Below are 13475 nucleotides of genomic sequence, written 5' to 3'. Positions count from 1 at the left end.
GCCCGCGGTGACGGCCCAGGCCCGCGCGGTGACGTCTAGGTTGCGGCGGTCTGGATCGCGGCGCCACAGAGGTAGAGGAGGGCCAGGGTGGTGGCCAGGGCTCCCAGGACGAGCCGGAGGGCCTTCTCAGGGAACCGGGGTTGCAGGCGTGCGCCCAGGTATCCGCCGACCAGGCCACCGAGCCCGCACGTCACCCCGAGCGTCCAGTCGGGCGCGATGTCGCCGGGGACGGTGAGCGAGAGCACCGCGTACGTGCCCGCACCGACCACGGACGTCAGGAACGTGGAGGCGAGCGCGGCCGGCGCCACCTGGGCGACCGGCATGCCCCGCCCCACCAGGATGGGGCCCAGGATCGAGCCGCCGCCGATGCCGTAGATCCCCCCGACCACGCCGACGCCCAGCGCGAGCGTGCCGACGAAGCGCCTGGACGGCTCGCCGGCCTTGTTGAGGCGCGGACGCAGGGTGCGGACGCACAGCCACACCCCCAGCGGCAGCAGCAGGAGCCCGACCAGGACACGGAAGACGGTGGGGCCCGGCACCGCGAAAACCCGGATGAGGGCTCCGGCGACGACGCCGGGCAACGTCCCGGCGATCAGCAGGCGGGTCAGCCCGCCCACCAGCTGCCCATGCCGGTGGTAGCGGACCAGCGCGCCCGGACCGGCGATCACGTTGAACAGCAGGTTCGTGGGGGTGACCGCGGGGTTGGGCACGTTCAGCACGCTGAGCTGGACCGGGAGCAGGAACACCGCCCCCGAGACCCCGACCGGGGTGGTCACCAGGGCGATCAGCGCGCCGGCGGCGAACCCGAGCAGCAGCTCCACCCGCCACCCCGTACGCGGCTTGACGAGCCTTTGGGCTCGATCGGATACAATTCCCAACGATTGTAGTAGGAAAAAGGTGGAAAGGAGAAGTGGTGCGCAAGCTCATCCTGCTCGGCCTGGTCGGCCTGGCCGCTCAACTCGTCGACGGCAGTCTGGGCATGGCCTACGGGGTCACCTCCACCACCTTGCTCCTGGCCGCCGGCACCAACGCCGCCGCGGCCTCGGCCACCGTTCACCTGGCCGAGATCGGCACCACGCTGGCCTCGGGCGTCTCCCACTGGCGCTTCGACAACGTCGACTGGAAGGTCGTCGCCAAGATCGGCATCCCCGGGGCCGCGGGCGCCTTCGCCGGAGCGACGTTCCTCTCCAGGCTCTCCACCGAGACCGCCGCCCCGATCATGTCGATCATCCTGCTGGCCCTGGGCCTCTACATCCTGGTCCGCTTCACCGCGTTCGGCCTGCCGCGCGGCGACCTCGGCAAGCCGCTGCGCCGGCGCTTCCTGGCCCCGCTCGGAATCTTCGCGGGATTCGTGGACGCCACCGGCGGAGGCGGCTGGGGCCCGGTCGGCACCCCCGCCCTCCTCGCCAGCGGCCGCATCGCCCCGCGCAAGGTGATCGGCTCCATCGACACCAGCGAGTTCCTCATCGCCGTCGCCGCCAGCCTGGGCTTCCTGGTCGGCATCGGCTCGGAGAACATCGACTTCGCCTGGGTCGCCGTCCTGCTGGCCGGCGGCGTCATCGCCGCGCCCATCGCCGCCTGGCTCGTCCGGCACCTCCCGCCGCGCGTCCTCGGCTCCTCCGTCGGCGGCCTGATCATCCTGACCAACGCGCGCACGCTGCTGCGCAGCGACTGGATCGACGCGCCCCTCGCCGTGCGGTCCACGTCCTACGTCGTCATCTCCGTGTTGTGGGCGGCCGCCCTCGCCTACTCCATCCGCGAGTACCGCCGTCACCGGGACGAGGAGAACGTCGAAGCCGTCGACGGCGACCTCCGGCAGAGCGAGACCCGGATCGAGAAGGAGCTCGCATCTGCCTGACCCGCCCGATCCCCTCGATCCCGCCGGGAACGGCACGTCCGGCCGCCGGCCCGGCCCCCTCCCCGGGAGCCGGGCCTCGGCCATCACCGCCCCCCGCCGAGCCAGCGACCACCGGAGTGCCCTGTGAAGTCGTCGCGCCCCGCCCCGCTCCCCCGTCACCGTGTCAATCACCGCTTGAATCAACGCTTGCCTCGCCGTTCCAGTCCCAGCCCGCGACGTCGCCGGCAGGAACCGTGATACGCCTCGCAGCCCGAACCCAGTACGCGCTCCGCGCCATGATCGCCCTGGCCGTCCACGGCCCCATGAGCCTGGACCGGCTCGCCGCCGACCAGGACATCCCGCGCCGCTACTGCGGCGACGTCCTGCGGTTCCTGCGCCAGGCCGACCTGGTCCACAGCCAGCGCGGCTCCGACGGCGGCTACCGGCTGGCCCACCCCGCCGAGCGCATCACCCTCGCCGACGTCATCCAGGCCACCGAGGGCGTCTCCCCGCCCCCGCCTCACTTCTCCGGCGCCGCCGAACCCCTGACCGAGATCTGGGAACGCCTCCACCGCCACCAGTCGACCCTGCTCAGCGAGATCACCCTCGCCCACGTCATCGGCTCCTCCAACGAGGAGACCACCCACCGCTGACACCACCCCACCCCGAACCCCATCACCGCCCACCCACCCCCGGCCCTATTACGCACCACCCCGGCCCACAACACGGCCCACCCAAGCCAGCCCTACTGCGGCCCATCACGGCCCGGCCCTGTTGGGACCAGCCTGGGCCACAACAGGGCCGGTCATGGCGCGGTGCTAGTGCGGACTGGGCCCAGGGTCATCACGGGCCACTCACGACCCCGCTCTTGTCGTGGACCGGCCCGGGGCGGGGCTGGTGCGGACCCGCCCCGGGGTGGTGGGTCAGCAGTCGCGGAGGGCCGGCGACTGGTTGAGGAGTTGCGCGCGCGGTGAGGTGAACGCCTCGATCCGGTCGGTGGCGGACGGCGCGAAGGCCGCCACACGGTGACAGTTCTGGAACGCCAGGCGCACACCGAAGTGGCGTTCCAGCGCGCCTCGGATGGAGTCGCTGGCCAGCGCCCGCAGGAGCTGGCCGCGGGCCTCCTCGTCCGGCGGCGGGGTCTCGTTGTCGGCGAAGCCGTCCCGCATGCGGCCGGCGACGTCGCTGATCACCTCCCAGGCGTACGGCAGCGAGGCGCGCACGCAGGCGACGAACGAGGCGTCGTCCACCTCGCCGCGGCGGGCCCGCTCGAGCAGGCGGTCGTCGACGGTCAAGGACATGACCGGTCTCCCTTCGTGGTCGGAGACCTCAGGCTCGCATGAAAATGATTATCATTCTATCGAGCAGGGCTGGGAGGTTCCGGCAGAAATCAGTCGCGGTACGGGGCGGGCGGGGTCGGGATCGTGCCGAAGCAGGTGGCGATCGGGTCTTCCCACGAGCACCAGCCGGGCCGCCGCTTGGGCACGTACCCGGACGGCACGCCGCGGTCGGCGATGATCTGGCGGTACGTGGCCACCCCGTCCGTCGGGCGCCGAGTCAGCGTCGGGTCGTTCAGCACGTCGACCCGGTAGAGGCCGAAGCGGGGACGGTAACTGCCCCACTCGTAGTTGTCGGTGAGGCTCCAGTGGTTGTAGCCGATCACCTTGACGCCGTCGGCGATGGCGCGCTGCACCCAGTAGAGGTGATCGCGCATGTGGTCGGAACGGGTGTAGCCGTCGGCGCGCGGCTTGCCGTCGTCGGTGGGCATGCCGTTCTCGACGATGTAGAGCGGCAGCCTCGGCAGGCGGCGCTGGTAGTTCTTGAGGACGTAGTAGATCCCCTCGGGCTCCGGGTCGATCTTCCAGAACTCGCCCGTGAGCGAGTTGATCGCCGTGGTGTTCCGCACGTTGACGCCGTAGTAGTAGTCGACGCCGACGAAGTCGAGCTTGTCGGTGACCTGGTTGAACAGCGCCGCGTCGAAGATCCCGTTGAGGACGGCGCCGTACGCCACGTTGCTCGACACCATCACGTTCGGGTCGACCTGGTGGAACATGTCGTACGCGGCCCGGTGGGTCTTGATCAGCTGATCTCGCATCGTCGCCACCTGCCCGAGGTTCATCGGGCGGGCGAGCAGCTCGTGGTAGATGTACTGGCTCGCCTCGTTGAACGTGATCCACATGATCCCCTGGCCGCGGTAACGCTCGGCCAGGAACCTGGCGTTCCGCAGCCAGTCCCGGCCGGTCCGCGGGTTGTCCCACGCGCCCTGGTCGGCCACCCAGCCCGGGTACGTCCAGTGGTCGAGCGTGATCATCGGGCGCATGCCGGCGGCTCGGACACGGCGGATCAGGTCGTCGTAGTACGCCAGCTCGCGGGCGTCGCGCACGCCGCGGCGCGGTTCGACGCGGGACCACTCGATCGAGGTGCGGAAGACGTTGACGCCGAGGCCCCTGGCCCGCTGGACGTCCTCGGGGTAGCGGTTCCGGAAGTCCACCGAGTTCCTGTACGGGTCCTTGATCCCGTAGGCCTTGCGGTCGACGTACCGGGTCCAGTTGCTGTCGGGGAACGACCCCTCGGACTGGAACCCCGACGTCGACACCCCGAACATGAACCCCTTGGGGAACTTGCCCCCCAGGGCGTCCGCGGCCCCGGCCCGCGCGGCGGCGGGGGGCTGGGCGGCCGTCATCACCACCGCGGCTGACAGGGCGAGAGCGGATAGGACGTGCGCGACTCGGGGCCTGCCCAACACGGGATCTCCCTCCGGAGAACAGATGTGAATCTGCTTCGGATGACAGGTGGGCACGGGTGCGCTGTCAATGCCGCCCCCGGTGACGCTTCGGTGGCCCGCCCCCGACACCGGGGCTCGGGTACTCAGACGGGTTGCGGCACCGGGTGAGTAGGGATCCCCGCGCTCGTACTCAGGCGCGGGCGTCCAGCGCGGCGCAGAGTTGTCCCATGAACGGATTCCTGCAGCTCAAGGGAACGACCGCATTCTTCATCCAGGCGATCATCTCGTTCGCCGTCGCGGTGACCGCGATGACGCTCGGCATCGTCTACATGCCCGCGCCGGTGTGGATCCGCGCCTTCCTGGCGCTGGGCGGGCTCTACCTCATCACCTCGACCTTCACCCTGGCCAAGGTCATCCGGGACCGGCAGGAAGCCGGCGCCATGGGCGGCCGCCCGGAGGGCGTCCCGCCGGTGCTGCCGCCGAACGCGCCGTACGTCGACCCGTCGGGCGCCGCCTCCTGGAGCTGACCGGCCCCGTGAAGCCGACCGGCCTCCTGGAGCCGACCGGCATGGGCCGGACAGATTCGGACGACCCTTGGACGTGCCCTGAACGCGCGATCACGATTGGCCGCATCGGGCCAAAGGACGTACCGCCCGAATGTGACCACGGAGCCGACAAACCGCCCGACACCCACCCCCTTGGCACCCACGCCCCAGCGCCCGCCACCTGGCGGGCGCTTTTCGCGTCCGCGACGAGCTCGGACGATCCAAAAATTGATCACCTCACTCCGCCCGCAGCGATTTCCGGCAAACACCCCCTAAATGCCGGAGCGTGGCCCATTGTGGCCGCCATCACGGGCCGGTAAAGGGTCTGGCCACTGGGACGCTTACCATCACGGTGGGTAATCACAATTCCTCATCCGAAAGTCTTTACTGACTTCTACGTCATTGCCGCTCCCGCGGCGGTCTGGTTAATGTGTTCCGCGAGCGGCGAAGGGGTCGCTGAACAACCGAAGAACGGGTCCGCCGCGACCATGTGCCCCGCGTACATGGTCTTCGACAAGCGCGTCCACAGACCGGCGCCATCACGGCCGACCAGCCGAGTCCATGCAGACCAGAGGCATGGAGCCGGACGCCCGCCGCCCCCGGAAGCCATCCCGGGCGGGCCGCGGAGGAGTCATCGCCGAAACCGAATCACGTTTGTGTATTTCGGCCGCCCGGCAGGCGAGAAAACGAGGTTAGGAGCAATCCTGAACACCTTGGGAATCCCCTTTTCGTCCCGTGCCACCGCTTTGCTCCTCCGCGGCTGCGCTCTGGGCACGGCCGCCGCGGCGGGAGCACTGGCGCTGCCGGCCACCTCGATGGCCTCGGCGACCGCCCCGCGAAGGCCGGCGACCACCGCGAAGGCCGCGAACACACCGGCCGCGGTCGCCGCCGCCCGATCGAAGGCCCAGTCGAGAAAGGCCAGGCAGAAGCACCGCGCCGCGGCGGCGGTGACCTATGCCTCCCGGCAGATCGGCGACCGTTACCGCTACGGCGGCACCGGCCCGGGGTCCTGGGACTGCTCGGGCCTGGCCGGTGGATCGTGGCGCAAGGCCGGCGTGAGACTGCCGCGCACCACGCACTCGATCTACCGGGCGGTGAAGTACAGGGTCTCCTGGAAGGGGGCCGTCAAGGGTGACCTGCTGTTCTTCTACACCGGCAAGAGCCACATGGGCATCTACGTGGGCCGGGGCTACATGATCCACGCACCCAGCTCCGGCAAGCGGGTGAAGAGGGTGAAATTGTCGGGTTACTACAAGCGGCACTTCAGTGGGGCGGTCCGCCCCGGCTACTGACCGTGACGTTCGCCTGCCGCTTTTCGATCAGCAAAAGCGCCGCGACACAACGCTGTGCGCCCGGCACGGATCGTGTCGGGCGCGCAGTGAGGTCGATCACCCAATTCACCCCGAATCCCCCACGAGTCAGGGGTTGGAAGTCAAATGTGAGCCACATCACAATGGCGTCACATCGCCGATATCCGTGCAGGCGGAGCGCTGAATACCCGGTATGCGAGTAACGCCCCGCCCACCGCTTCGACGGTCCGTGATTTGCCGGATATGGCGGGGCGTGGCTACGTTCTAGCCGTTCCGCAGGGCAATGGTGGCCCTGCAGATAACAGAACAACATCAACGCCGACGAGCGGCAGCGGTGCCCCCAGCCTTCCCACCGCGTGAGCATCCGCCGTCGACGGCCGCGTCCGCGCAGACCAGAAGCGCGGAGCCGGAAGTGCCGACCGTTCCCGGATGTCCCGTTCAGACATGCCCGGAACCGCGGCGCGCAGCATCCCCAGACCTCACGGCGGTCCATGCCGCCGGGGTTCCGGGCTGCCCGGTAGGCACCATCAGCTAGGTCAGGAGTCGTCCTGCATACCCCTCGAATCCCCCTCAAGACGTTCACCGGTGGCATCACGCTGGGCACCGCGGCCACGCTGGGAGCCTCGCTCCTGGTGGCCGGGCCGGTGAACGCGTCCGCTCCGCAGACCGCCACCGCACCGGCGGCGGTCCAGCTGAGCGCTGCGGGCACGAAGGCGAAGCTGTCCAAGAAGCAGCGGCTGGAGCGCCAGAAGAAGCGCGCCGCGTACGCCGTCAAGTACGCGCACAAGCAGATCGGCGACCGCTACCGCTACGGCGGCACCGGCCCGGGCTCCTGGGACTGCTCGGGCCTGGCCGGCGGGTCGTGGCGCAAGGCCGGCGTGAAGCTGCCGCGCACCACCCAGCAGATCTACCGGGCCGTGAAGTGGAAGGTGTCCTGGAAGAAGGCGCGCAAGGGTGACCTGCTCTTCTTCTACGGCGGCAAGAGCCACATGGGCATCTACGTGGGCAAGGGCTACATGATCCACGCGCCCAGCTCCGGCAAGCGGGTGAAGAAGGTCAAGCTGAAGGGCTACTACAAGCGCAACTTCTCCGGCGCCGTCCGCCCCGGCTACTGACCGGGCGCACGCCGAAGGACCCCGTGAGGGCGCCCCGGTGGCCGACGAAGCCCACCGGGGCGCCCCACACCCCACATCTCCCCTTCCATCCTCCGGTCGTCATCGTTCAGGCGGCCCCGGCGGCCGCGGCGGCCTCGGCGGCCTCGATGCTGGGGTAGTCGGTGTAGCCGCGGTGGTCGCCGCCATAGAAGGTGGCCTTGTCGGCCTCGTTGTACGGGCCACCGGCCCTGATGCGGGCGGGAAGGTCCGGGTTGGCGAGCCACAACTCGGCGAACGAGACCGCGTCGGCGACGCCCTCGCGTACCGCGTCCGCGCCGTCCTCCGGCCGCGACGGGAACGAGTCCGGCTTCGGGTGCGCGTTCAGGATCAGCGTGCCCGGCCACTCCGCCCGGATCAGTCTGGTGATGTCGCGGGTGACGAGCTCCATCACGTGGACGTACGCCAGCCCGAGCGGCGCCAGCTCCCGGACCAGCGCCGGGTACAGATCGGCCGTGTCGCTCTCGGTGATGCCGTTGGCGGTGTTGCCGGGCGACATCCGGATGCCCACCCGCTCGGGGCCGATGGCGTCGCCGACCGCGCGGGCGACCTCCACGGCGAACCGGATCCGGTTCGCGATCGAGCCGCCGTACGCGTCGGTGCGGCGGTTGCTGCCGTCCGCCAGGAACTGGTGGATCAGGTAGCCGTTCGCCCCGTGCAGCTCGACCCCGTCGAAACCGGCCGCGATCGCGTTGCGTGCCGCCGAGGCGAAGTCCTCGACCGTCCGGCCGATCTCCCGCAGCGTCATCTCCCGCGGCTCCGGATGCGCGAGCATGCCCTCGTCGGGCGTGTAGAGCACCTCGCCCGACGCGATCGCGGACGGCCCGTGCGGCAGCGCGTCGTCCGGGTACAGGTAGGGGTGGCCGACCCGGCCGCCGTGCATGATCTGGGCGAAGATCCGGCCGCCCTTGGCGTGCACGGCATCGGTCACCGCCCGCCAGGCCGCCACCTGGTCGTCGTCGTGCAGCCCCGGGGTGTCGATGTACCCCTGGCCGATCACGCTGGGCTGGGTGCCCTCGGTGATGATCAAACCGGCCTCGGCGCGCTGGGCGTAGTACTCCACGGTCAGCTCGTCCACCTTGCCCGAGTCGTACGCGCGGCTCCGGGTCATCGGCGCCATCACCAGGCGGTTGGGCAGGCTCAGCGCTCCCACGTTCACGGATTCGAACAGCTCGTCCATCTCGGGTCTCCAGTCGTTTCTCAGCACGTTCTGACTGGTCACGAACCTACGGAGCACCACATACGGGCCGAATCCGTAAAGCTTCGGTAGTGGGCCCCGTAGTTTTGAGATGTGCTCTACGGACGTGAGGCCGAGCAGGGACGGCTCGCCGGACTGGTGAACGAGGCCCGTACCGCCCGGCGCAGCGGTGCCCTGGTGCTGCGCGGCGAAGCGGGCATCGGCAAGTCCGCGCTGCTCGACTGGCTCGCCGCGGAGGCCGCCGGTGTACGGACCGTGCTGCGCGCCACCGGCTTCGAGAGCGAGAGCAGCCTGGCCTCCGCCGGCCTTCATCAGCTGCTCTGGCCCGTGCGCGACCGCATCGACGACCTGCCCGCCCCGCAGGCGACGGCCCTGCGCCGGGCACTCGGTATGGCCGACGGCTTCAACCCCTACGGCACGTTCCCGAACGCACCCCCAAGCACCCACAACACGAACGTGACCATCCAGACCGCCGGCGCGGACGGCCAAGGCAGGCTCCCAGGCGCGGGCGCCTCCACGAACGGCGCGGGGGCGGTCGCCTCGAACGGCGAGCGGGCCCACGGCGGTGAGGCTTACCCGGACGGGGGGCAGGGGCGGTTCCTCAGCGGGCTGGCGGTGTTGACGCTGCTCTCCTGCATGGCCGACGACGGGCCGGTGCTCTGCCTGGTCGATGACGCGCAGTGGCTCGACAACACGACCACCGACACGTTGCTCTTCGCGGCGCGGCGGCTGGCCGCCGAGGGCGTGGTGATGGTGTTCGCGGTCCGGGAGGACGGCTTCACCGGCACCGGGCTCCCGGAGGTCCAGCTGTCCCGGCTGAGCCGCCCGGACGCCGAACGGGTGCTGGACGGGCAGGACCTCGCCGCGCTCACCGCGACCACCCGCGACCGCGTCCTCGCCGAGGCGGACGGCAACCCGCTGGCGCTGATCGAGTTCGGCTCCGCGCCACGGGCCGGGACGTCCGGGGCGGTCACCGTGCCGTCGCCGCTGCCGGTCGCGGAACGGGTGGCCGCCGCGTTCCGGGCGCAGATCGCCCGGCTGCCGGAGAAGACGCGGCTGATGTTGCTGATCGCGGCCGCCGAGGGGCGCGGCTACCTGCCCGCCACGCTCGGCGCCGGGGAGCTGCTCGATGCCGGGCTGGCCGACCTGGAGGACGCCGAACGGGCCCGGCTCGTGTCGATCACCGGAACCTCGGTGTCGTTCCGGCACCCGCTGATCCGTTCGGCGACCTATCAGGGGGCGTCCGCCGCGCGCCGGATCGAGGTCCATCGGGCGCTGGCCGACAGCGCCACCGACCCCGACTGCCGCGCCCGGCACCGCGCGGCGGCGGCGATGTCCCCGGAGGAGCCGGCCGCCGCCGATCTCGAGGCCGCGGCGGAACGTGCGCTGGGCCGGACCGGGTACGCCACCGCGGCCTCGCTCCTCCAGCAGGCGGCCGATCTGTCCCCCGCCACCGCCGACCGCGTCCGCCGCCTGAGCGCCGCCGCCTCCGCCGTCCTGCGGGCCGGCCGGCTCGCGGTCGCCGAGGAGCTGGCGGCGACGGCGGAGAAGTACGCCGAGTCCCCGGCCGAGCACGCGCGGCTGGCCCGCATCCGCGCGGCCGTGGAGTTCGAACGCGGCGAGCAGCCCGGCGCCGCCCGCCTCCTGCTCGAGTCGGTCGAGCATGCCGCCCCCGAGGACGTCCCCGGCATGCTCCGTACCGGCGCCACGTACGCCTGGAGCTGCGGCGACGTGACCACCATCAGGCGCAGCGCCGAGCTGCTCCGCGCCGGCGGCCACGACGACAAGGCGGTGCGGGGTCTGGCCCACGTGGTCGAGGGCGGCTACGCGCACGGGCTTCCGCTGCTCGCCGAACTGCTCGCCGAGGCCCGCCGCACCCCGCCCGCCACCACGGAGGAACGGCTGCACGTCATCAACTGCGGGCTGATCCTCGGCGACGACGCCGCCACGCTCGACCTGGCCGCCGCCGAAGCCCGCCGCCTGCGCCGCGACGGCCTGATCGGCGCGCTCCCGGACGCCCTGCAAGCGCTCGCCCAGGTCCAGGTCACGGCCGGACGGCACCGGGACGCCGAGGCCACCGCCGCCGAGGGCGTCACCATCGCCCGGGACACCGGCATGGCGGCGCGCGAGGGCCGCATCGGCGTCGTCCTCGCCCGGATCGCCGCGATCGAGGGCGACGAGGAACGCCTGCGCTCGCTGGTCGAGCAGGCGCCCGTCGCGGGCGGCTGCGGCCTGGCCGAGGTCGCTGTGAGCCTGCTCGACCTGGGCCTCGGCCGGTACGAGCAGGCGCTGCGCCGCCTCGGCGAGATCGCCGGGGACCCGCGCCGCCACACCTCGACCGGCCTGCTCGCCGCCGCCGACGAGGTCGAGGCCGCCATGCGGCTCGGCCTGCCCGATCGTGCCCGCGAGCCGTTCGCCAGGTTCCGCGCCTGGGCGGACGCCGGGCGCCTCCCCTGGGCCCTCGCGGTGGCCGCCCGCTGCGAGGCCCTCGTCTCCGACTCGGGCGAGGCGTACGAGAACGCCCTGACCCTGCACGAACGCGACGGCGCCCGCGACGGCGGCCGCCCGTTCGAACGGGCCCGCACCGAGCTCCTCTACGGCGAGTGGCTGCGCCGGGCCCGCCGCCGCGCCGACGCCCGCGTCCCGCTCCGTTCGGCCCTGGAGATCTTCGAACGCCTGAAGGCCGCGCCGTGGGCCGAGCGCGCCCGCGCCGAACTGCGCGCGACCGGCGAGACGGTCACCGCGTCCGCCACGTACGAGAAGGCCGTGGCGCCCGACCTGCTCGACCGCCTCACGCCGCAGGAACTCCAGGTCGTCCGGCTCGCCGCCGACGGCATCAGCAGCCGCGAGATCGCCGCGCAGCTGTTCCTCAGCCCGCGCACCGTCGAGTACCACCTCTACAAGGCGTATCCCAAGCTCGGCGTCTCGTCCCGCCGCGAGCTGCACAAACTCCGCCTCGCGCCCACCGAACGCTGACCTCCGGCGCCGCCGGCGCCGCGGCCCGGCCTCAGCCCATGATCGCGTAGACCGTCGTGGCCCGCGCCGCGATCTCGCCGTCCCCGTCGCCCGTCATCTCGACGTCGGCGAACGCCAGCGTCCGGCCGATCTTGCTGAGCCGTGCCGTCACCAGCAGGTCCTTGCCCACGATCGGCCGCTGGAAGGACGTCGACAGCTGCACGGTGGTCATCGGCACGAACCCGCCCCGGGCCGCCGAGATCGCGATCACCGTGGCCGTGTCGGCCGCCGCCATCATCGCCTGGCCGCTGAGCCCGCCGCCCTCCCGCGCGAGCCGGTCCGACCAGGGCAGCCGCAACGTGGCCGCGCGCTCCTCCACCGCCTCCACGGTCAGCCCCAGGTCGAGCACCCAGGCCGCGAAGTTGTCCTTCAGGATCTCGTCGCCTTCGGCGGGCTGCATCGTCACCCCGTCATGATGCACGCTGAAGGCATGCTTGAGGAGATCTTCCTGCCCGCCACCTACGCCACGGGCGTTCCTTACGACACGTTCGCCCGCCTGCGCGCCGAATCTCCCGTCTGCTGGATCCCCGAGCCGCCCGTCGGCGCCTGGCCGGCCGGCACCGGCTACTGGGCCGTCTTCCGGCACGCCGACGTCAAGCACGTGCTGCGTTCGCCCGACCTCTTCTCCTCGAACCTCGGCGCCACCCAGATCCGCGACCCCGACACGCCCGAGGACCTGGCGTTCGTCCGCGCCATGATGCTCAACCAGGATCCCCCCGAGCACTCCCGCCTGCGCCGCATCGTCGCCGCCGCGTTCACCCCCCGCGCCGTCCGCGCCCTGGAGGAGACCATCGGCGAACGGGCCCGCACCCTGGTCAACCCCGGCGAGGTCGACTTCGTCGCCCTGGTCTCGGACCTCCCCGTCTGGACCCTGGCCCACATCATGGGCGTCCCCTCCGAGGACCGCGCCCTCCTGTACGACTGGGCCTCCCGGGTGATCGGCTACCAGGACGCCGACTACGCCACCCTCTCCACGGCCGCCGACGGCCTCTCCCCCATGGCCCAGGCCGCGCTGGCCCACCGCCCCACCACCATGACGCGCCCGGACGGCCGCCCGGTGAACCCCCGTTCCCGCGCCGCCCTGGCCGACATGTTCGCCTACGCCCACGCCCTGGCCGCCAGGCCCGCCAACGCCGGCAGCGTCATGTCCCGCATGCTGGCAGGCGGCCTCACCCAGGACGAGTTCGAGAACATGTTCTTCCTCTTCGCCGTGGCCGGGAACGAGACCCTCCGCAACGGCATCCCCGGCGGCCTCCTCACCCTCCTGGAGCACCCCGCCCAGCTCTCCAAGCTCCGCGGCGACCCCTCCCTCCTCCCCACCGCCATAGAGGAGATGCTCCGCTACTGGCCACCGGTCCTCGACTTCCGCCGTACCGCCACCCGGCCCCTGACCCTCTCCGGCCGGCACATCGACGCCGGCGACAAGGTGGTCGTCTACCACGCCTCCGCCAACCGCGACGAGACCGTCTTCGCCTCCCCCGACACCTTCGACATCACCCGTTCCCCCAACGACCACGTCAGCTTCGGCTTCGGCCCGCACTTCTGCCTGGGAGCCCACCTGGCCCGCACCCAGATGCGCGCGATCTTCAGCAACCTCCTCCCCCTGAAGATCCACCTCTCCGGCACCCCGACCCGCCTGGCCTCCAACTTCCAGAACGGATTGAAGACCCTCCCGGTAACACTCACCCGCTAGG

The 13475-nt window shown here is 71.5% G+C and carries 12 protein-coding genes; 7 read left to right on the top strand and 5 right to left on the bottom strand.

The window, feature by feature from the left end; genetic code table 11:
* Positions 1–35 precede the first annotated feature (35 nt).
* Complete coding sequence (locus ABZ810_RS03230) at positions 36–821, bottom strand: TSUP family transporter (RefSeq protein ID WP_358398516.1); 786 nt, start codon at positions 819–821, stop codon at positions 36–38.
* 92 nt (positions 822–913) lie between these two features.
* Here ABZ810_RS03230 and ABZ810_RS03225 point away from each other — a divergent pair, with 92 nt between their 5' ends.
* On the top strand, positions 914–1858 hold the full coding sequence (locus tag ABZ810_RS03225; RefSeq protein WP_358398513.1) for a sulfite exporter TauE/SafE family protein: 945 nt from the start codon (positions 914–916) through the stop codon (positions 1856–1858).
* A 233-nt stretch (positions 1859–2091) separates the two neighbouring features.
* Positions 2092–2490, top strand: coding sequence for an Rrf2 family transcriptional regulator (locus tag ABZ810_RS03220; protein WP_358398510.1), 399 nt, complete (start codon positions 2092–2094; stop codon positions 2488–2490).
* A 270-nt stretch (positions 2491–2760) separates the two neighbouring features.
* Here the strand turns inward: ABZ810_RS03220 and ABZ810_RS03215 are convergent, their stop codons facing one another.
* Together ABZ810_RS03215 and ABZ810_RS03210 are read right to left on the bottom strand one after the other, a co-directional pair.
* Positions 2761–3138, bottom strand: a complete 378-nt coding sequence (locus ABZ810_RS03215; protein WP_358398507.1) for an SCO5389 family protein — start codon at positions 3136–3138, stop codon at positions 2761–2763.
* Between the two features lie 89 nt (positions 3139–3227).
* Positions 3228–4520: a family 1 glycosylhydrolase gene (locus ABZ810_RS03210; RefSeq protein WP_358398504.1), complete on the bottom strand. Its 1293-nt coding sequence runs from the start codon at positions 4518–4520 to the stop codon at positions 3228–3230.
* A 269-nt stretch (positions 4521–4789) separates the two neighbouring features.
* Between ABZ810_RS03210 and ABZ810_RS03205 the strand changes: the two genes are divergently transcribed.
* From ABZ810_RS03205 to ABZ810_RS03195, 3 genes are all read left to right on the top strand, one after another.
* Complete coding sequence (locus ABZ810_RS03205) at positions 4790–5089, top strand: YiaA/YiaB family inner membrane protein (protein ID WP_358398501.1); 300 nt, start codon at positions 4790–4792, stop codon at positions 5087–5089.
* Between the two features lie 731 nt (positions 5090–5820).
* Positions 5821–6399 carry a C40 family peptidase gene (locus tag ABZ810_RS03200; protein WP_358398498.1) on the top strand — a complete coding sequence of 193 codons (579 nt, stop codon included), beginning with the start codon at positions 5821–5823 and terminating at the stop codon, positions 6397–6399.
* Between the two features lie 662 nt (positions 6400–7061).
* The gene (locus ABZ810_RS03195; protein ID WP_358398495.1) at positions 7062–7532 is read left to right on the top strand and encodes a C40 family peptidase; all 471 of its coding nucleotides are present in this window, start codon (positions 7062–7064) and stop codon (positions 7530–7532) included.
* Between the two features lie 106 nt (positions 7533–7638).
* Here ABZ810_RS03195 and ABZ810_RS03190 read toward each other — a convergent pair whose 3' ends face one another.
* On the bottom strand, positions 7639–8748 hold the full coding sequence (locus tag ABZ810_RS03190) for an alkene reductase (RefSeq protein ID WP_358398492.1): 1110 nt from the start codon (positions 8746–8748) through the stop codon (positions 7639–7641).
* 111 nt (positions 8749–8859) lie between these two features.
* On the opposite strand from ABZ810_RS03190, the gene ABZ810_RS03185 reads away from it, so the two are divergent.
* Positions 8860–11742: a LuxR C-terminal-related transcriptional regulator gene (locus ABZ810_RS03185; protein WP_358398489.1), complete on the top strand. Its 2883-nt coding sequence runs from the start codon at positions 8860–8862 to the stop codon at positions 11740–11742.
* Positions 11743–11773: 31 nt separating this feature from the next.
* Here ABZ810_RS03185 and ABZ810_RS03180 read toward each other — a convergent pair whose 3' ends face one another.
* The gene (locus ABZ810_RS03180; protein WP_358398954.1) at positions 11774–12181 is read right to left on the bottom strand and encodes a PaaI family thioesterase; all 408 of its coding nucleotides are present in this window, start codon (positions 12179–12181) and stop codon (positions 11774–11776) included.
* A gap of 30 nt (positions 12182–12211) precedes the next feature.
* Between ABZ810_RS03180 and ABZ810_RS03175 the strand changes: the two genes are divergently transcribed.
* Positions 12212–13474 (top strand): cytochrome P450, encoded by a 1263-nt coding sequence (locus ABZ810_RS03175; RefSeq protein ID WP_358398486.1) that lies wholly within the window; start codon positions 12212–12214, stop codon positions 13472–13474.
* Position 13475: the final 1 nt, after the last annotated feature.

This window comes from Spirillospora sp. NPDC047279, assembly GCF_040643285.1.
Classification (GTDB): Bacteria; Actinomycetota; Actinomycetes; order Streptosporangiales; family Streptosporangiaceae; genus Spirillospora.
The sequence above is the reverse complement of the archived record's forward strand: the minus strand, read 5'-3'. Positions and strand labels throughout refer to the sequence as shown.